This window comes from Actinoplanes sp. URMC 104 (genome assembly GCF_051386375.1).
In the GTDB taxonomy this organism is placed as follows: domain Bacteria; phylum Actinomycetota; class Actinomycetes; order Mycobacteriales; family Micromonosporaceae; genus Actinoplanes.
This window is the reverse complement of record NZ_JBPQTO010000002.1, coordinates 1960294-1977738: the sequence shown is the minus strand read 5'-3', so window position 1 is coordinate 1977738 and position 17445 is coordinate 1960294. Positions and strand designations below refer to the sequence as shown.

Here is a 17445-nt window from a genome sequence, read left to right as displayed (position 1 = left end):
GGTGCGGAAGCCGGCGTGCACACCACCGAAGGGAAAATTGTGAAGCTCCAGCGGTCCGGTTACCTGGCAGCCGGCATTGCTTTGACGGCGACGCTCGCGCTCGCCGCATGTGGCTCGGACAACGAGCCGTCGACGTCCGCGGGCGGCTCGTCGGCCGGCACCGGCGACTGCGTCGCCGGCAGCCTGACTGCTCAGGGTTCGTCGGCGCAGAAGAACGCCATGGACGAGTGGATCAAGTCGTACCAGAGCAAGTGTGCTGACGCGAAGGTTGACTACCAGGGCACCGCCTCGGGCGCCGGCATCCAGGCGTTCATCGCGGGCACCGCCGACTTCGCGGGTTCCGACTCCGCCCTCAAGGAGGAGGAGCAGCCGCAGGCCGACGCCAAGTGCGCCGGTGGCTCCGCGCTCAACCTCCCGATGGTCGTCGGCCCGATCTCCGTGGTCTACAACCTCGAGGGAGTCGACGGGCTGCAGCTCGACGCCCCGACCCTCGCGAAGATCTTCGACAGCAAGATCACCAAGTGGAACGACCCGGCGATCGCGGCGCAGAACAGCGGCGCCAAGCTGCCGGACAGCCCGATCACCGCCGTGCACCGCTCGGACGAGTCGGGCACGACCGACAACTTCACCAAGTACCTGAGCAAGACCGCCGAGTCCGACTGGACCTACGGCAACGCCAAGGCCTGGAAGGCCAAGGGCGGCACCGGCGCGGCGAAGTCCGACGGCGTGGCCACCGCGGTCAAGGGCACCCAGGGCGCCATCTCGTACGTCGAGCTCTCGTACGCCGAGAACAACGACCTGCAGAAGGCCAAGATCAAGAACGGCGCGGGCGAGTACACCGAGCTCAACGGCGACAGCGCCGGCAAGGGCATCGAGGGCGCCAAGATCACGGGCACCGGCAACGACCTCAAGCTGAGCATCGACTACCAGGCCAAGACCGCCGGCGCGTACCCGATCGTCCTGGTCACCTACGAGATCGTCTGCAGCAAGGGCTCCACGAAGGCGGCCTCGCTGAAGAACTTCCTCACCTACACCTCCAGCACCGAGGGCCAGGACGCGCTGAGCGAGCTGGGCTACGCCCCGCTGCCGGAGACCATCCGGGCCAAGGTCGCGACCGCGGTCGCCTCGATCTCCTGATCTGACGCCGATCTTCTGATCCGACGCATCCCTCCGAGACGACAGCGAGCGAGCAGATGGGTGACTACCCCTCCCGCTCGGAGAACGCCACCGCCGGCGACCCGGGTGTGACCACGAGTCACGCCCGGGCCGCCGGCACCGGCGTTTCCCCGGGTAGCTACGAAGAACCCCCATTCGGCGGCGGCGGGGGCGCCCTGCCCAGGAAGACCCGTTTCGGGATGGAGGCCGGCTTCAAGGGCCTCTCCGTGGCGGCGGGCGCGATGGTGCTGGTCATCATCGTCGCCATCGCGGTCTTCCTGATCTCCAAGGCCGTGCCGGCGATCAACGCCGACACCGAGAACTTCCTGACCTACAAGCAGTGGTTCCCGAACGAGACCGAGCCGAAGTTCGGCATCGCGGTCCTGGCCTTCGGCACCGTGCTGACCTCGATCATCGCGTTGCTCGTCGCCGTGCCGATCGCGCTCGGCATCGCGCTGTTCCTCTCGCACTACGCGCCCAAGCGGCTGGCCACCCCGCTGGGTTTCGTGATCGACCTGCTCGCCGCGGTGCCCAGCGTCGTGTTCGGCCTCTGGGGCCGCGACGTCTTCATGGAGCCGGTGCGCAACTTCTCCGGGTGGCTCAACGAGTACTTCAGCTGGATCCCGATCTTCGGCGGCGACGGCCCGTTCGGCCGCTCGGTGCTGCTCGGCAGCCTGGTGCTGGCGATCATGGTGCTGCCGATCGTCACCTCGCTGTCCCGTGAGGTCTTCCAGCAGACCCCGGGCATGAACGAGGAGGCCGCGCTCGCGCTGGGCGCCACCAGGTGGGAGATGGTGCGGACCGCCGTCCTGCCGTACGGCAAGCCGGGTGTCATCGCCGCGGTGATGCTCGGCCTCGGCCGCGCGCTCGGCGAGACGATCGCCCTGGCGCTGACGCTGGGCATCGTCTTCAACATCTCGTTCAACGTCATCGAGAACGGCGGCAACTCGATCGCCGCCAACATCGCCAACGCCTTCGGCGAGGCCAACGAGACCGGCCGCGGCGCGCTGATCGCCTCGGGTCTCGTCCTCTTCGCGATCACCCTGGTGGTCAACATGGCGGCGCGGGCGATCATCTACCGTCGGCGCGAGTTCCGGGACAGTGCGGCATGACACTTCTTGACCGTGAGGCTGCCGGTGTCGTCATGACGCCGGACAACATTCGCTCCAAGCGCCTGCCCGTGGCGGCCAATATCGGCATCGCGGTGGCCGGCCTGGTCGTCGCGGCCGCGGTGGTGCTCGGGTTCGGCATCGGCAACTGGGTGCTGGTCGTCGTGCTCGGCGCCGTCCTCTACCTGGTCGGCCTGCAGGTCGTGGCCGGCCGCATCGAGGGCCGGCGGGCCGCGCGCGACCGCATGTGGAAGGCGCTCATCTACTCCGCCTGCGTGCTGGCGATCCTGCCGCTCGCCTCGGTGGTGTGGACGCTGATCTCCAAGGGCGCCGGGCGGCTCGACGGCAACTTCTTCGGCACGTCGATGAACAACATCGGCGCCCGGGACCCCGAGGGCGGCGCGTACCACGCCATCATCGGCACCCTGGAGCAGGTCGGCATCGCCACGCTGATGGCCGTGCCGCTCGGCGTGCTCGGCGCGATCTACCTGGTCGAGTACGGCCGGGGCAAGTTCGCCATGACCGTGCGCTTCTTCGTCGACGTCATGACCGGCATTCCGTCCATCGTCGCCGGTCTGTTCATCCTGTCGTTCTGGGTGCTGATCGTCAGCCCGTGGTTCAACAACGGGACGCCGCGGTTCTCCGGATTTGCCGCCTCGCTGGCGCTGACGGTGCTCATGCTGCCGACGATCGTGCGTTCCACCGAGGAGATGCTGCGCCTGGTGCCGGGGCCGCTGCGGGAGGGCGCGTACGCCCTCGGCGTACCGCAATGGAAGACGATCCTCAAGGTCGTCCTGCCCACCGCCCTGCCCGGCATCGTCACCGGCGTCATGCTCGCCGTCGCCCGCGCGGCCGGCGAGACCGCGCCGGTGCTGCTGGTCGCCGGTGGCGCCGCGGCGATCAACTTCGACCCGTTCGCGGGTGGCCAGCAGTCGCTGTCGCTCTTCGTGTACCAGCAGGCCGGCGACGCCTCGAGGTACGCGCCGGCGCGGGCCTGGACGGCCGCGCTCACCCTGGTCGCGATCGTGCTCGTCCTGACGGTCGCCGCCAAGCTGCTCGCCCGCCGCAACCGTCTGTCCCGTTAAGAGGTAACCCCATGGCCAAGCGCATCGAGGCGAGCAACGTCTCCTCCTACTACGGCTCGTTCAAGGCGATCGACAGCGTGTCGATGACCGTCGAGCCCAAGACGATCACGGCCCTGATCGGCCCTTCGGGCTGCGGCAAGTCCACGTTCCTGCGGTCGATCAACCGCATGCACGAGGTGCTGCCGGGCGCCCGCATCGAGGGCGCGCTCACGATCGACGACCAGAACATCTACGACCCCGACGTGGATGTGACGGCCGTCCGCCGCATGATCGGCATGGTCTTCCAGCGGCCCAACCCGTTCCCGACGATGTCGATCTACGAGAACGTGGTCGCCGGCCTCAAGCTCAACGGCGTCAAGAAGAAGTCGCTGCTCGACGACGCCGCCGAGCAGTCGCTCAAGTCGGCGAACCTGTGGAACGAGGTCAAGGACCGCCTCAACCGGCCCGGCGCCGGCCTCTCCGGCGGTCAGCAGCAGCGTCTCTGCATCGCCCGCACCATCGCGGTCGAGCCGCAGGTCGTGCTCATGGACGAGCCCTGCTCGGCGCTCGACCCGATCTCGACGCTGGCGATCGAGGACCTGATGTTCAAGCTGAAGGACCGCTTCACGATCATCATCGTCACGCACAACATGCAGCAGGCCGCCCGCGTGAGCGACAAGACCGGCTTCTTCTCGATCGACAAGACCGGGGACCCCGGCCGGCTCATCGAGTACGACGACACCCAGAAGATCTTCAGCAACCCGACCCAGAAGAAGACCGAGGACTACATCACCGGTCGCTTCGGCTAGGAACTGTCCCGCACGTCACCTGTGGACAACCCTTTCCGGGGCCCACCGGCGGCGTATTTTCGGGCCAGCCCCCTGGGTGGGCGGGGTGGGCAGAGTGGGCGGCGGCGTCCCGCTTCACGTGAGGTGAAGCAGGGCGCCGCCGTCGTCGGTGAGCTCGAGGCGGGGTGTCACGGGGGTGGCGGCATCGCGGTGGCTCGCGGCCGCGACCACGTCGCCCGCCGTCCCGTACGGCAGGAGCGAGTCCACGGTCCGGCGGGTCGGCGGCAGCATGGCCAGCTCGCGGGCGGCCGCCGGGTCGGTCCAGGTCGCCTCGGTCGCCTCGCCGGAGACGTCGCGCGGGTGCTGCCCCTGCGGCAGCAGCGAGACGAAGAACCAGGTGTCGTACCGCTTGGGCTCGAACTCTGGGGTGATCCAGCGCGCCCACGGGAACAGCAGGTCGTCGCGCAGCCGCAGCCGGTGCCGGCGCAGCAGGCCGGTCATCGTCAGCTCGCGAGCCTGCACGGCGGCCCGGTCCGCCTCCCACGCGGTGGTGCCGATGTCGCTGACGACGCGCTCGGGGTGGTCGACCGGCCCGGCGAGCAGGACGCCGGTCTCCTCGAACAGCTCCCGTACGGCCGCGCCGACGACCGCGTGGGCCCGGTCCTCGCCGACGCCGAGCCGGGCCGGCCAGTCGGTGCGGATCGTCGCGGGGCGGTCGTCCGGGTCGACGCCGCCGCCGGGGAACGCGTACAGGCCGCCGAAGGCCATCGTCGCCGCGCGCCGCAGGACGTACAGCTGGAAGGTCTCGCCGGTGGGGCGCAGGAGCACGACGGTGGCCGCGTCGCGCGGGGGCGCCGCGACCCCGTCGAACTCGCGCGCACGCCGGGCCATCGCCGGGGGAAGCCGCCAGGGCGTCGATTCGGTCACCCCCTGATCCTGGCACCGGGGGACGGTACGGTAGCGATCATGACCGAACAGAAGGTTCGCTGGGGCATCCTCGGCCCGGGCGGGATCGCCGCCAGTTTCGCCGCCGACCTGCAGTTCGTGCCGGGCGCCGAGCTCGCCGCCGTCGGAAGCCGCAGGGTGGAGAGCGCCAAGGCGTTCGCCGAGCGGTTCGGGTTCGCCCGGGCGCACGGCTCGTACGCCGACCTGGCCGCCGATCCCGACGTCGACGTCATCTACATCGCGACGCCGCACGCCTTCCACGCCGAGGCGGCGCACCTGTGCATCGAGGCCGGCAAGTCCGTGCTCGTGGAGAAGCCCATCACCCTCGACCTGCCGGACGCCGCCCGGCTGGTGGCCGCGGCCCGCGAGAAGGGCGTCTTCCTCATGGAGGCCATGTGGATGCGCCTCAACCCCGCCGTGCGCAAGGTCGCCGAGCTGGTCGAGGACGGCGCGATCGGCTGGGTGAGCGCCATCCACGCCGACTTCGGCCTGCAGGGCCCGTTCGACGCCGGCCACCGCCTGCGCGACCCCCAGCTGGGCGGCGGGGCGCTGCTCGACCTGGGCGTCTATCCGATCAACCTGGTCCACCTGATCCTGGGCACGCCGGCCGTGGTGCACGCCTGGGCGCACCTGACCCCCGAGGGCGTCGACGAGAACACCGGCGTGCTGCTCGGCTACCAGCCCGGCGCGGTGGCGGCGCTGACCTGCAGCATCAACGGCGAGAGCCGCAACAACGCCACGATCACCGGCACCGACGGCCGGATCGAGCTGCCCGAGGGCTTCTTCGTGCCGCGCTCGTTCGTGCTGCGGCGCCCCGGACGCGAGCCGGAGACCTTCGAGTTCGACTTCCCCGGCAGCGGCTACCAGTTCGAGGCCGCCGAGGTGCAGCGGTGCGTGCTGGCGGGCGAGCTGGAGAGCCCGCTCATGCCGCACGCCACCACGCTCGAGGTCATGACCCTGCTCGACACGATCCGCGAGGAGATCGGCGTCGCGTACTGAGCCGGCCCGTCAGTTGAAGAGGGGGCGGACCAGGAAGTACATGAGGCAGGCGATCAGGCCCGCCGCGGGGAAGGTGGTCACCCAGGCGATCACGATGTTGCCGGCGACGTTCCAGCGGACCGCGTTCAGGCGCTTGGTGGCGCCCACGCCCATGATCGCTGAGGTGATCGTGTGGGTGGTGGAGATGGGCGCGTGCAGGACGTACGCGTTGAAGAAGAGCACCGAGCTGGCCACGGTCTCGGCGGCGAAGCCCTCGGCCGGTCCCAAGTCGATGATCTTCCGGCCGAGCGTGCGGATGATGCGCCAGCCGCCGGAGTAGGTGCCGGCGGCCAGCATCGTGGCGGTGGTGATGTAGACCCACCACGGGATGTCCGTGGCGTTGTCCTGGAACCCGCCGGTGTAGAGCGCCAGCACCACGATGCCCATGGTCTTGGCCGCGTCCTGGATGCCGTGCCCGAGCGACATCAGCGCGGCCGAGAGCGTCTGCGCGATGCGGAAGCCGCGGTTGAGCCGTCCGGGGTTGCCGCGGCGGAAGATCCACATGATGGCGACCATCACGACGAAGCCGAGCAGGAAGCCGACCACCGGCGAGGCGACCATCGGGATCAGGACCTTGTCGACGATGGTCCGCCACTGCACGTCGCCCAGCGCCGAGCCGGCCACCAGCGTGGCGCCGACCAGGCCGCCGAAGAGCGCGTGCGACGAGCTGGACGGAAGCCCGAACCACCAGGTGATCAGGTTCCAGGCGACGGCGCCGACCACGCCGGCGAAGACCACGCCCAGGCTCGGGATGCCCAGCTCGAGCTTGACCAGGCCGTCGCCCACGGTCTTGGCGACGTCGCCGCCCAGGTGGGCGCCGATGAAGTTGCCGACCGCGGCCATGGCCAGCGCCACCCGCGGGGTGAGCGCGCGCGTGCTGATGCTGGTGGCGATGGCGTTGGCGGCGTCGTGGAAGCCGTTGGTGTAGTCGAAGGCCATCGCGGCGATGATCACCGCGAGGACGGCGAAGAACTCGGGCGACAAGGCCTACGACTCCTTGACCGCGATGGTCTCGACGGTGTTCGCCACGTGCTCGAACGCGTCGCAGGCGGCCTCCAGCTCGTCGGCCACCTCCTTCATCTTGAGCACCGTGAGCGCGTCGTACTCGCCCGAGAAGAGCCGGACCAGAAGCATCCGGTACGCCCGGTCGCCCTCGTTCTCGAGGCGGTTGATCTCGATCCAGTACTCGTCGAGGTCCTTCATCGTGCGCAGCTTCGGCATCGCCTCGGCGGTGATCTTGGCTTGCTGGTCGAGCACGTCGGCGAGCTCGTGCATCTCGCGCGGCAGCGACGGCAGCTCGGTCAGCCCGTAGAGGTAGAGCAGGTTGCCGACCGCCTCGAGGTGGTCCATCACGTCGTCGAGCTGCGAGCCCAGCGAGTAGATGTCCTCACGGTCGAACGGCGTGATGAAGGTCGAGTTGATCTTCTTGTAGAGGTCGTGCGTGATCTGGTCGCTGTCGTGCTCGACGTCGGTCAGCCGCTCGCTCACCGACTGCACGTCGGCCCCGGGCAGCGCCAGCTCGTTGAGCAGCGTGGTGCCCTTGACGAGGTTGTTCGCGGCCTGCGTGAACAGGTCGTAGAAGGCGCCCTCGACGGGGCGGAACGAGAACTTCACGGCGCGAACCTCGATCGACGAGCGGGGATGATCACCACGAATGGTAAGGCCTTCCCTGGTTCACCTGTTGTTCGCCCGTTAAACGGGTTCCCGTCGTGGTTCCCCCCGGGTGGTCGTCGGCCGGGGTGAGGGGCGCCGTAGGGCCCGGGCGGGCAGCGGGTCGCGGGCCACCCAGCGGCTCACCGGGTGCCGGCGCAGATGCCGGGCCAGCCCGCGCTGGTCCTGGTCGGCGATCACGTCGACGCCCGCGGCGCCCAGCTCGGCCCAGATCGCGGCCCGTGCGCGGCGCGGCCCGTGGGGCAGGCCGCAGATGCGGACCGTACGCCCGTCGTCGTGCGCGGACCGCACGAGGGCGTGCAGCAGGTGGCGCTCCTCCGCGGGGATCGGCTCGAGCCCGTCCCACCCGAACCGCCGGCTCCACGGCTCGCTGATCGTCGGCACGAGCGCGGGCGGCGCGGCGGGCGAGCCGATGTCGTCGAACGACCCCTCGGCGAACGCGTACCGCAGATCCTGCGCCGCGAGCAGCTCACGGACGTCGACGATGCCCGTGATCGACACGGTGACCGCGCCCGGCGAGGGCTCGCCGTCCTCGCAGCGGCTGAGCAGCCCGGCGTGGTCGCGCAGCTGCTGGTCGAGCATCCGGTACGCCCGCAGCAGCGTCTCGGCGTCGCGGACCGCCCCGGTGAACTCGACCGCGAGCCGGAACGGCACCTGCTGCTCGTCGGCGAGCCGGCCGCCGCCCGCGCGGGCCCGGGCGAACAGCGGGGTCAGCACGAGCCGGCGCAGCGTGCGGCCGGGCTGCGGCGCCCCGGGGCCCAGGAACAGCTCCCCGCGCGGGCCCGGCGTGACCGGCACGGTGAGGCCGCCCAGCCCGCGGCGGATCACCCCGGGCAGCGGGTCGAGGTCGTCCGGGCGCGCCACCGCGTGCCCGCTGTTCAGGTAGGCGCCGGGGCGGCGGAGTACGACGACCCCGGCCGTGGCCATGCCGGCGAGCCCCGCGACCCCGGCCACGCCGCCTGCGATCGCAAGCCCGTCGTTCACTGCGCACCATCCGATTCGTACTAAATAGGGCGTTTCCTACTCTGTCACACCTGCTACCCGTCGCCCGGCAACGTCGCGCAGAATTCCCTTCATGCCACCGTCAGCCGAGGCGTTCGAAGCCGAGCGCGCCCACCTGGTCTCCCTCGCCTACCGCATGCTGGGCAGCGTCGCCGAGGCGCAGGACGTCGTGCAGGAGGCCTGGCTGCGCTACATGCGCACCGGCGACGACGAGATCCGCGACCTGCGGGGCTGGCTCACGACCGTCACCGGCCGGCTCTGCCTCGACGTGCTCAAGTCCGCCCGCGTGTCCCGCGAGGCGTACACCGGCCAGTGGCTGCCGGACTACTTCGTGGACCCCGACCCCGGTCCCGCCGGGCAGGCCGAGCAGCGCGAGCAGGTCGGGCTGGCGCTGCTCGTGGTGCTCGAACGGCTCACCCCCGAGCAGCGGGTGGCGCTGGTGCTGCACGACGTGTTCGCGGTGCCCTACGGCGAGGTGGCCGAGGTGCTGGGCACCACCGAGGCGACCGCCCGCCAGCACGCCTCGCGCGGGCGGCGGGCTGCGTCGGAGGGCGGCGTACGGCACAACGCGGACCTGGCCGAGCAGCGCCGGCTCCTCGCCGCCTTCGTCGACGCCGTCAACGGCGGCGACCTGCAGGCGCTCGCCGCGGTGCTGGCGCCCGACGTGGTGGCGATCAGCGACGGCGGCGGCTTCGTGCGCACCGCGCTGCGCCCGATCCTCGGCGCCGACAAGGTCGCCCGGTTCTTCGTGGGGATCGTGCACGGCGGCCGGCTGGCCGGCGCCGTCCTCGAGCCCGCGCTGGTCAACGGAACGGCCGGTCTCTATGTCTCCGGCGAGTCCGACGACGGCCGGCCGTTGCGGGGCGCGCTGGGCATCACCGTCGCGGACGGCCGCATCACCGGGCTGTTCCAGCAGCTCAACCCGGCGAAGCTGTCAGTCGGCGACCTTCTGTAGGTACTGGTGGTAGTGCGTGGCGAACGGCTCGCTGCCGTCGCCCAGCGCCACCAGCAGCTTCTCGGCGGCGGCGTGGGCCTCGCGCACGAGGTCGTCGGGGTAGCCGAACCGGGTGCGGTGCTCGTCGAACTCGTCCTCGTCGCGCAGCTCGACCACGCCCGTCGAGCGGCGGCGCACCACGTCGAGGTCGAGGTCGATGATGTGGACGGTGTCGCCCTCCCAGCGCGCGGGCGTGGTGATGTCGCAGTACACCTCGCTGGTGCGCGGCTGCGGGTTGAACATGCCGGTCCACCACGCGTGGTGGGGGATGAGCAGCACGAACGGGATCTGCTCGACGGACTGCCGGCCGTGGTAGACCGACTCGGTGCCGCGTGTCACGCCGACCCAGACGCCGAGATCGTCGGAGTCGAACCGGCGGGCGGGGTAATCCCGGTGGGCCGAACCGTCGTACTTCGTGTAGACGACCCGGACGGTGTCACTCGGCATGCAAGAACCCTAACGGTGGTCGGCTTCTGTCGGTGGTGGCGGGTACCGTCTGCGCGTGCCCGCAGCAACGAAGAAAAAGGCTACTGCCGAGCAGCTCCTCCAGGCCGCCGTCGGCGCCGTGCCCGGCGGCTCCTCGCGCCCCGGCCAGGAGGCCATGGTCGCCGCCATCGACAAGGCGATACGCGACCGCGAGCACCTGCTCGTGCAGGCCGGCACGGGCACGGGCAAGTCGCTGGCGTACCTGACACCGTCGCTGCTCGTCGACGGCCCGGTCGTGGTCTCCACGGCCACCCTCGCGCTGCAGAACCAGCTCGTCGAGCACGACCTTCCCCGCCTCGCCGCCGCGGTCGAGCCGGTGCTCGGCCGCAAACCCACCTTCGCCGTGCTGAAGGGCCGTCACCACTACCTCTGCGTGGCCAAGATGGAACACGCCGATGAAGAGGCGCCCACCGACACGCTGTTCGACGACGCGCCGCCCAGGGCCACCCAGTGGCTGGGCGAGGCAGGCCGGCTCGGCAAGCAGATCCAGCGGCTGCAGGCCTGGGCCGAAAAGACGACCACCGGCGACCGCGACGAGCTCGACCCCGGCGTCGACGACACGGCCTGGCGGCAGGTCTCGATGCCGGCGCGCGACTGCGTCGGCGCGCAGCGGTGCCCGTACGGCGCGGAGTGCTTCGCCGAGGCGTCGCGCGCCCGCGCCCGTGAGGCCGACATCGTCGTCACCAACCACAGCCTGCTGGCCGTCGACATGCTCGCCGAGCGGCACATCGTCCCGCCGCACAAGCTGCTCGTCATCGACGAGGCCCACGAGCTCGCCGACCGCGTCTCGTCGGCCTCGCAGGCCGAGCTGACCCCCGAGGCGATCGAGCGGTGCTCGCGCCGGGCCCGCACGCTGATCCCGCCCGCGGTCGCCGAGTCGCTGGCCGAGGCCGCCGACGCGCTCACCGTGGGGCTCGCCGAGACGCCCGCCGGCCGCATCACCGCGGGCCTGCCCGAGCTGCTGCAGCAGGCGGTCACGCTGGTCGAGTCGGCGACCCGGGCCGGGCTCACGGCGATCGGCGACGTCAAGGCCGACGACCCCGACCCGGTGCGCAAGCAGCAGGCCAAGGCCGCGCTCGACGACCTCAGCGACACCGCCCAGCGGCTGCTCGAGGAGTCCGACTTCGACGTGGCCTGGGTCGAGAAATCCGACCTGGGCAACGGGCGGCGGGCGCTGGTGGTGGCGCCGCTGTCGGTGGCGGGCACGCTCGCGCAGGGCCTCTACTCCGACCGTACGGTGGTGGCGACCTCGGCGACGCTGACGCTGGGCGGCCGCTTCGACACCGTGGCGCGCTCGCTCGGCCTGCCCGCGGCCGAGCCGGGCGCGCCGGCGAGCCCGCAGTCCCCGGCCTCCGGCGACGGCTGGACGTCGCTCGACGTGGGCTCGCCGTTCGACTACCCGCGCCAGGGCATCCTCTACGTCGCCGCCCACCTGCCCCGCCCGCAGATGTCCGGCCTGCCCACGGCCGCCGGCGAGGAGCTGGTGCAGCTGGTGACCGCGCTCGGCGGCCGCACGCTGGGCCTGTTCTCGTCGCGCAAGGCCGCCACCCAGGCCGCCGAGCTGCTGCGCGCACGCACCGACCTGCCGATCCTGCTCCAGGGCGAGGAGTCGCTGCCGGTACTCGTGCGGCGGTTCAAGGAGGACAAGGCGAGCTGCCTGTTCGGCGTGATGTCGCTCTGGCAGGGCGTCGACGTGCCGGGCGACTCGTGCCAGCTCGTGGTCATCGACCGGCTGCCGTTCCCGCGCCCCGACGAGCCGCTCGCGGCGGCCCGTGCCGCGGCCGTCGACGCGAACGGCGGCTCCGGGTTCGCCTCGGTGAGCGTGCCGATCGCGGCCGTGCGGCTGGCGCAGGGCGTGGGCCGCCTGATCCGCTCCACCGGCGACAAGGGCGTGGTGGCGGTTCTCGACTCCCGCCTCGAGACGGCCCGCGGCTACGGCGCCTTCCTGCGCAAGTCGCTGCCCCCGTTCTGGTACACGACCCGCTCCGACGTCGCCCTGGGCGCCCTGCAGCGCCTCGCCGGCAAGTGACCACGACGCCGCGGGCCGCCAAGCGGCGATGGGTGCTGATCGCGGTCGTCGGGGCGTGGATCGTGGTGGTCGCGGCGCTCGCGGTCTGGTCGGTGGGCCACGAGCGGCCCACCGTGCCCGAGCAGCGCGACATCGGCCTCGCGGTCGCCGACCTGCAGCGGGCCACCGGCGCGGTCTTCGCGGCCGCGAGCGGTGACGGCCGCACCGTGGCGCTCGAGGAGCTGCAGTGGGAACGGGACTGCAAGCTCACGCCCGTGCGCTCGGGGCTGGGCGCGGCGCGCAGCGTGGTGGTCTACGTGCCGGTGGGCGAGGCCACCGCGGCGGTCGAGTCGATCGCGGCCGCGCTGCCCGCCGGCTACCGGGCCGACGCGGGCACCAGCCACGGGGGCACGCAGGTGTCGCTGCACGCCGACGCCGGCAACTTCGTGGGCGTGGACCTGAGCGAGGACGCGACCACCCAGGAGCTGACGTTCCGGGTGTCGACGGGCTGCCGGCCCCGTGCCGGCGACGGCACCCCCGACGTACGGGATCCCCCGGTCCCGGCCGCGCCCCGCCTGCTCGCCGACGTCGTGCGCGCGGTGGGCGGCAACGCGGAGCCCGCTCGGACGTGGGCGGTCACGTGTCCGGACGGGACGGTCGGGGTGTCGTACGCGGTGGATCTGCGACCCGGCGAGCGGAAACTGCGCGAGGCCGTGCGCGCCGTGGCGGGCCGCAGCAAGCTCGTGCCCATCAGCGACGGCTGGACGTGGCGGGCCGGCGACGACGCTGTGACCGTGCTGCCCGGACGGGTGACCGTGAGCCGCGGCTGTCAGTAGACGAGCGCCTGCGCCCCGTCCGACATGATCTCCTCGACGAAGACGGCGGCGCCGGCGATGCGGATGCCGGGCAGCACGTCGCCGGGCGTGATGCCCCGGCGGGCGGCGCACTGCGTGCAGGCGGTGACCCGGCCGGTCGAGAGCAGCAGGTCGAGCAGGTCGGGCAGCGGCGCCGCGTGCGGCAGCTCGAACTCGGCGGCCCGGCCCGGCAGCGCGAACCACGTCGACTCGCCGGTGAGCCAGAACGACACGTCCACCCCGGACGACAGCGCGGTGCTCGCCACCGTGAAGGCCTGCGAACAGCGCTCCGGGGCGTCGGCTCCGGCGGTTGCCTTGACGACCAGCAGACGTGCCATGGCGGCCAGCATATGTCCCACCCTTAAGATGGGCCGGTCATGGTTACGGAAATCGGTTTCGTGAGCCTGCTGGTCGCCGGTCTGGGCGCGCTGGCGGGCGGTCTCGGCTATCTGGCGATGCGCGTGTCGAGGGGGCGTTGGTGAGCGATCAGCAGGAGAACCCGCTGGGCCCGCCGCCCTGGCTCAACGCGCCTCCGGTCGACCCCTACCCGTACGAGGACACCCACGACCTGCGCTCCGGGCCCGACCTGCACGGCGCGCTGCTCGGCCTGCTGCCGTTCGTCGGGCTGTGGCGCGGCCGCGGGCAGGGCGGCTTCCCGGCCGAGGCCGACTACAACTTCGCGCAGGAGGTGCGGATCAGCCACGACGGCCGGCCGTTCCTGCGCTTCGAGTCGCGCTCGTGGCTGCTCGACGAGGAGTCGAAGCCGGCCGGCGAGTGGATCGTCGAGTCCGGGTTCTGGCGGCCGGTGCTCAGCGCCGACGGCCGGGCCACCGACGAGATGGAAGCGCTGATGATCAACCCGGACGGCGTCGCCGAGCTCTACCTGGGCAAGACCATCGGCACGACCCGGCTCGAGATCGACGCCGACGCGATCGCCTACACGCCGACCGGCCAGCACGCGACCGGCGCCAAGCGGCTGTTCGGCATCGTCGAGGGCGCGCTGCTCTACGCCCACGAGCTCGCCATCGACGACAGCGGGCTGCTGCCGCACATGTCGGCGCGGCTGTTGCGGGTCGGCGGCTGAGCGTCCGCAGCGTAACCTTCTGAGGGTGTCCGCCACTTCGCTTGCCGCCATGCTCCGGGAGCGTGGCCTGCGGCTCACCCCGCAGCGCCAGCTGATCCTCGAGGCGGTGCACGAGCTCGGCCACGCCACCCCCGAGCAGGTGCACAACCACGTGCGCGAGCGGGTGGCCGGGGTCAACATCACCACGGTGTACCGCACGCTCGAGCTGCTCGAGGAGCTCGGGCTGGTCAACCACACCCACCTCTCGCACGGCTCGCCCACCTACCACTCCGCGGGTGAGGATCAGCACGTTCACCTCGTCTGCCGTGGATGCGGGTCGATCAGTGAGGTAGACCCGAGTGTGATGCAACCGGTGACCGACCGGCTGCTGAGCGAGCGAGACTTCCGGGTCGACGTGGGTCACGTGTCGCTCTTCGGCGTGTGCGGGGATTGCAAGGAGCTGTGACATGACCGTGGTGATGGTCGAGGACCTCGACCCCGCGTCGCCCGACGGCGGCGTTCCGGCTCACTACGGCGACCCGATGCGCGAGCAGCGCACGCTCGCCACGGCGGTGGGCCTGGTCGACCGCTCCAACCGCGACGTGGTCGCGGTGCCCGGCGAGGAGCGTGCGAGCTGGCTGCACACGCTCACCACGCAGCACCTCAGCGACCTCACCAAGGACCAGGGCACCGAGCTGCTCGTGCTCTCGCCGCACGGCCACGTCGAGCAGCACGCGTACGTCACCGAGGACGGCGAGACCGCCTGGCTCGACACCGAGCCGGGTGCGGGCGCGGGCCTGCTCAAGTACCTCGAGATGATGCGCTTCTTCACCCGCGTCGAGCCGCGCGCGGCCACCGGCGAGCTGGCCGTGCTGTCGCTGGTCGGGCCCGGCGCGGGCGACCTGTTCCCCGAGCTGCCGCAGCCGCGGGTACACGCGGTGCCCGGGCCCAAGTTCGCCGCCGGCGAGGTTGCGGCCGGGCCGACGAGCCTGTACCCGGTGGCCGAGTTCTTCGGCGGGCTGGCCCGCCGGGTGCCGCTCGGCGTCGACCTGCTGGTGCCGCGGGTCTCGCGCACGGCGGTGATCGAGAAGCTGGGTGTTCCGCTCGCCGGGCTCTGGGCCTACGAGGCGATCCGCGTCGAGCACCGCATCCCGCGGCTGGGCTGGGAGACCGACCACCGCACGATCCCGGCCGAGGCCGACTTCATGGCCGCGGCCGTGCACCTCGACAAGGGCTGTTACCGCGGCCAGGAGACGGTGGCCCGGGTGCACCACCTCGGCCGCCCGCCGCGCCGCCTCGCGCTGCTGCACTTCGACGGCGTGGCCACCGACCAGCCCCCGGCCAAGGGCACCCCGGTGACCCGCGACGGCCGCGAGGTCGGTTTCGTCGGCACCGCCGTGCGCCACCATGAGCTGGGCCTCGTCGCGCTGGCCGTGCTCAAGCGCAACGTGGCCGACGGCGACGAGCTGCGGGTGGGCGAGTCCGTGGTGGCGGTCGACCCGCACTAAGGTCGGTTCCATGACCGGGACCGTGATCACCGTTGCTCCGACCGGCGCCGAGAGCAGCAAGGCCGACGTGCCTGCGCTGCCCGTCACGCTCGACGAACTCGTGGCCACCGCCAAGGAGTGCGAAGCGCTGGGCGCTGCCATCATCCACGTCCACATCCGTGACGAGGCGGCCGCGCCGACCCTCGACCAGGGGCGGCTGCGCGCGACCGTGGCGGCGCTGCGCGAGTCGACCGGGCTGATCGTGCAGCTCTCCTCGGGCGGCGCGGTCACCGACCCCGAGTCCGACCGGCTGGCCGTGCTCGACGCCGGCCCCGAGATGGCCTCCTGCACGATGGGCACGGTCAACTTCGGCGACGACGTCTTCCTCAACCGCTGGGAGTTCATCGTCGAGCTGCACGGCCGCATGCAGGACAGGGGCATCGTGCCGGAGTACGAGATCTTCGACCTGGGCCAGCTCACCACGCTGCAGCGGCTGCTCGGCAAGCACGGGCTGCCGTTCGGCGGGCACGTGCACGTCGACCTCGTGATGGGCGTGCCGGGCGGGATGCCGGCCACGACCGCCGCGCTGGTCGCGTGCGAACAGGCGATCCGCGACCTGCCGGCGGGCACGACGTTCTCGGCCACCGGCATCGGGCGCGGCACGATCCCCGTGATGCTCGCGTCGCTGAGCGCGGGTGGGCACCTGCGCGTCGGCATGGAGGACACCATCACGTACGCCAAGGGGCGCCCGGTCGAGTCGAACATGCAGCTCGTGGCCCGCGCCGCCGGGTTCGCCCAGCTCGCCCAGCGCCCACCGCTGACCGCCACCGAGGCGCGCAAGCTGCTGGGGGTGCCGGTCCGATGATCATCGCGGAGGTGGTGCGCTCCGGGTTTGTCGAGAGCGTGCACCACGGTTCGGTCGCCGTCCTGCCCGGGGGCAGCCGGGGCGACGTGACCAGCCCGATCTTCCCGCGCTCGGCGAACAAGCCGCTGCAGACCGTGGGCATGCTGCGCGCCGGCCTGCTCCCGCGCGAGGAGACCGACCTGGCGCTGATCAGCGGCAGCCACTTCGGCGAGCCGTTCCACGTGCGCCGGGTCCGCGAGATCCTGGCCGCGGCCGGGCTGGACGAGAGCGCGCTGCGCTGCCCCGCGTCGCTGCCGCTCGCGGAGCCGGTCCGCGACGAGTGGCTGCGCGCGGGCGGCGGCCCCGAGCGGGTGCTGATGAACTGCTCGGGCAAGCACGCCGGCATGCTCGCGACGTGCGTGGCCAACGGCTGGCCGCTCGAGACGTACCGGGACGCGAAGCACCCCCTGCAGACGGCGATCACCGAGGCGGTGTCCGACCTGGCCGGCGAGCGCATCGCCGCGACCGGCGTGGACGGCTGCGGCGCGCCGGTGCTCGCGCTGTCGCTGACCGCGCTGGCCCGCGCCTTCACCCGGCTGGTCGAGGCGGAGCCGGGCACCTTCGAGCGCCGGGTGGCGGACGCGATGCGCGCCCACCCCGAGCTGGTGGCCGGCACCGGGGCGGACGACTCGGTGCTGATGGCGGCGGTGCCGGGCCTGCTCGCCAAGGGCGGCGCCGAGGGCGTGGTGGCGGTCGCCGTGCCGGGGCGGGGAGCGGTCGCGCTCAAGGTGGACGACGGGGCGATGCGGGCGCGCACCCCGGTGCTGCTCGACGAGCTGCGGCGGCTCGGCGTGGAGGTGCCCGCGATCGAGGAGCCGATCCTGGGTGGGGGCGAGCGGGTGGGCGAGGTCCGGCCCGTACGGTGACCCGCCTCACG

The 17445-nt window shown here is 72.0% G+C and carries 20 protein-coding genes; 14 read left to right on the top strand and 6 right to left on the bottom strand.

Annotated features, from left to right (window positions below):
- Positions 1–39 precede the first annotated feature (39 nt).
- Genes pstS through pstB form a run of 4 tightly spaced genes read left to right on the top strand, consistent with a single transcriptional unit; the run spans position 40 to position 4137 of the window.
- The gene (pstS, locus tag ACSNN8_RS10325) at positions 40–1137 is read left to right on the top strand and encodes a phosphate ABC transporter substrate-binding protein PstS (RefSeq protein WP_436649496.1); all 1098 of its coding nucleotides are present in this window, start codon (positions 40–42) and stop codon (positions 1135–1137) included.
- 56 nt (positions 1138–1193) lie between these two features.
- A complete protein-coding gene (pstC, locus tag ACSNN8_RS10320) occupies positions 1194–2267 on the top strand; it encodes a phosphate ABC transporter permease subunit PstC (RefSeq protein ID WP_436648430.1) in 1074 nt (357 codons plus the stop codon).
- Complete coding sequence (gene pstA / locus ACSNN8_RS10315) at positions 2264–3349, top strand: phosphate ABC transporter permease PstA (RefSeq protein WP_436648429.1); 1086 nt, start codon at positions 2264–2266, stop codon at positions 3347–3349. The genes pstC and pstA overlap by 4 nt, the downstream gene beginning before the upstream one ends.
- An 11-nt stretch (positions 3350–3360) precedes the next feature.
- Positions 3361–4137, top strand: coding sequence for a phosphate ABC transporter ATP-binding protein PstB (gene pstB, locus ACSNN8_RS10310; protein WP_436648428.1), 777 nt, complete (start codon positions 3361–3363; stop codon positions 4135–4137).
- 114 nt (positions 4138–4251) lie between these two features.
- Here the strand turns inward: pstB and ACSNN8_RS10305 are convergent, their stop codons facing one another.
- On the bottom strand, positions 4252–5007 hold the full coding sequence (locus ACSNN8_RS10305) for an NUDIX hydrolase (RefSeq protein ID WP_436649493.1): 756 nt from the start codon (positions 5005–5007) through the stop codon (positions 4252–4254).
- 75 nt (positions 5008–5082) lie between these two features.
- Between ACSNN8_RS10305 and ACSNN8_RS10300 the strand changes: the two genes are divergently transcribed.
- The gene (locus tag ACSNN8_RS10300; RefSeq protein WP_436648427.1) at positions 5083–6060 is read left to right on the top strand and encodes a Gfo/Idh/MocA family protein; all 978 of its coding nucleotides are present in this window, start codon (positions 5083–5085) and stop codon (positions 6058–6060) included.
- A 9-nt stretch (positions 6061–6069) separates the two neighbouring features.
- Here the strand turns inward: ACSNN8_RS10300 and ACSNN8_RS10295 are convergent, their stop codons facing one another.
- The 3 genes from ACSNN8_RS10295 to ACSNN8_RS10285 form a co-directional block, all read right to left on the bottom strand.
- A complete protein-coding gene (locus tag ACSNN8_RS10295; protein WP_436648426.1) occupies positions 6070–7083 on the bottom strand; it encodes an anion permease in 1014 nt (337 codons plus the stop codon).
- A gap of 3 nt (positions 7084–7086) precedes the next feature.
- The gene (locus ACSNN8_RS10290) at positions 7087–7713 is read right to left on the bottom strand and encodes a DUF47 domain-containing protein (RefSeq protein WP_436648425.1); all 627 of its coding nucleotides are present in this window, start codon (positions 7711–7713) and stop codon (positions 7087–7089) included.
- A gap of 78 nt (positions 7714–7791) precedes the next feature.
- Positions 7792–8754 carry a hypothetical protein gene (locus ACSNN8_RS10285; RefSeq protein WP_436648424.1) on the bottom strand — a complete coding sequence of 321 codons (963 nt, stop codon included), beginning with the start codon at positions 8752–8754 and terminating at the stop codon, positions 7792–7794.
- 91 nt (positions 8755–8845) lie between these two features.
- Here ACSNN8_RS10285 and sigJ point away from each other — a divergent pair, with 91 nt between their 5' ends.
- Complete coding sequence (sigJ, locus tag ACSNN8_RS10280; RefSeq protein WP_436648423.1) at positions 8846–9727, top strand: RNA polymerase sigma factor SigJ; 882 nt, start codon at positions 8846–8848, stop codon at positions 9725–9727.
- Here the strand turns inward: sigJ and ACSNN8_RS10275 are convergent.
- Entirely contained in the window at positions 9707–10213 is a 507-nt protein-coding gene (locus tag ACSNN8_RS10275) for a DUF402 domain-containing protein (protein ID WP_436648422.1), read from the bottom strand. The genes sigJ and ACSNN8_RS10275 overlap by 21 nt on opposite strands.
- Positions 10214–10268: 55 nt before the next feature.
- On the opposite strand from ACSNN8_RS10275, the gene ACSNN8_RS10270 reads away from it, so the two are divergent.
- Complete coding sequence (locus ACSNN8_RS10270) at positions 10269–12281, top strand: ATP-dependent DNA helicase (protein WP_436648421.1); 2013 nt, start codon at positions 10269–10271, stop codon at positions 12279–12281.
- A complete protein-coding gene (locus tag ACSNN8_RS10265; protein WP_436648420.1) occupies positions 12278–13096 on the top strand; it encodes a hypothetical protein in 819 nt (272 codons plus the stop codon). The genes ACSNN8_RS10270 and ACSNN8_RS10265 overlap by 4 nt, the downstream gene beginning before the upstream one ends.
- Here ACSNN8_RS10265 and ACSNN8_RS10260 read toward each other — a convergent pair.
- The gene (locus ACSNN8_RS10260; protein ID WP_436648419.1) at positions 13090–13464 is read right to left on the bottom strand and encodes a DsrE family protein; all 375 of its coding nucleotides are present in this window, start codon (positions 13462–13464) and stop codon (positions 13090–13092) included. The two genes, ACSNN8_RS10265 and ACSNN8_RS10260, sit on opposite strands and share 7 nt — an antisense overlap.
- A gap of 27 nt (positions 13465–13491) precedes the next feature.
- Here ACSNN8_RS10260 and mtfM point away from each other — a divergent pair, with 27 nt between their 5' ends.
- The 6 genes from mtfM to ACSNN8_RS10230 are packed head-to-tail and all read left to right on the top strand — an operon-like array spanning position 13492 to position 17434.
- A complete protein-coding gene (gene mtfM, locus ACSNN8_RS10255) occupies positions 13492–13596 on the top strand; it encodes a small membrane protein MtfM (RefSeq protein ID WP_436648418.1) in 105 nt (34 codons plus the stop codon).
- Positions 13593–14198 carry a heme-binding beta-barrel domain-containing protein gene (locus tag ACSNN8_RS10250; protein WP_436648417.1) on the top strand — a complete coding sequence of 202 codons (606 nt, stop codon included), beginning with the start codon at positions 13593–13595 and terminating at the stop codon, positions 14196–14198. The genes mtfM and ACSNN8_RS10250 overlap by 4 nt, the downstream gene beginning before the upstream one ends.
- 49 nt (positions 14199–14247) lie before the next feature.
- Positions 14248–14643: a Fur family transcriptional regulator gene (locus ACSNN8_RS10245; protein ID WP_436648416.1), complete on the top strand. Its 396-nt coding sequence runs from the start codon at positions 14248–14250 to the stop codon at positions 14641–14643.
- Position 14644: 1 nt separating this feature from the next.
- Positions 14645–15685 (top strand): CAF17-like 4Fe-4S cluster assembly/insertion protein YgfZ, encoded by a 1041-nt coding sequence (gene ygfZ, locus ACSNN8_RS10240; protein WP_436648415.1) that lies wholly within the window; start codon positions 14645–14647, stop codon positions 15683–15685.
- 10 nt (positions 15686–15695) lie between these two features.
- Entirely contained in the window at positions 15696–16529 is an 834-nt protein-coding gene (locus ACSNN8_RS10235; RefSeq protein ID WP_436648414.1) for a 3-keto-5-aminohexanoate cleavage protein, read from the top strand.
- On the top strand, positions 16526–17434 hold the full coding sequence (locus ACSNN8_RS10230) for an asparaginase (protein WP_436648413.1): 909 nt from the start codon (positions 16526–16528) through the stop codon (positions 17432–17434). Before ACSNN8_RS10235 ends, ACSNN8_RS10230 begins: the two co-directional genes overlap by 4 nt.
- Positions 17435–17445: the final 11 nt, after the last annotated feature.

Excerpts from the sequence above, each read along its gene's own strand:
- pstC (WP_436648430.1), top strand. The coding sequence starts at position 1,194 with ATGGGTGACTACCCCTCCCGCTCGGAGAACGCCACCGCCGGCGACCCG.
- pstA (WP_436648429.1), top strand. The coding sequence starts at position 2,264 with ATGACACTTCTTGACCGTGAGGCTGCCGGTGTCGTCATGACGCCGGAC.
- pstB (WP_436648428.1), top strand. The coding sequence starts at position 3,361 with ATGGCCAAGCGCATCGAGGCGAGCAACGTCTCCTCCTACTACGGCTCG.
- ACSNN8_RS10305 (WP_436649493.1), bottom strand. The coding sequence starts at position 5,007 with ATGGCCCGGCGTGCGCGCGAGTTCGACGGGGTCGCGGCGCCCCCGCGC.
- ACSNN8_RS10300 (WP_436648427.1), top strand. The coding sequence starts at position 5,083 with ATGACCGAACAGAAGGTTCGCTGGGGCATCCTCGGCCCGGGCGGGATC.
- sigJ (WP_436648423.1), top strand. The coding sequence starts at position 8,846 with ATGCCACCGTCAGCCGAGGCGTTCGAAGCCGAGCGCGCCCACCTGGTC.
- ACSNN8_RS10275 (WP_436648422.1), bottom strand. The coding sequence starts at position 10,213 with ATGCCGAGTGACACCGTCCGGGTCGTCTACACGAAGTACGACGGTTCG.
- ACSNN8_RS10260 (WP_436648419.1), bottom strand. The coding sequence starts at position 13,464 with ATGCTGGCCGCCATGGCACGTCTGCTGGTCGTCAAGGCAACCGCCGGA.
- mtfM (WP_436648418.1), top strand. The coding sequence starts at position 13,492 with ATGGTTACGGAAATCGGTTTCGTGAGCCTGCTGGTCGCCGGTCTGGGC.
- ACSNN8_RS10245 (WP_436648416.1), top strand. The coding sequence starts at position 14,248 with ATGCTCCGGGAGCGTGGCCTGCGGCTCACCCCGCAGCGCCAGCTGATC.
- ygfZ (WP_436648415.1), top strand. The coding sequence starts at position 14,645 with ATGACCGTGGTGATGGTCGAGGACCTCGACCCCGCGTCGCCCGACGGC.
- ACSNN8_RS10235 (WP_436648414.1), top strand. The coding sequence starts at position 15,696 with ATGACCGGGACCGTGATCACCGTTGCTCCGACCGGCGCCGAGAGCAGC.
- ACSNN8_RS10230 (WP_436648413.1), top strand. The coding sequence starts at position 16,526 with ATGATCATCGCGGAGGTGGTGCGCTCCGGGTTTGTCGAGAGCGTGCAC.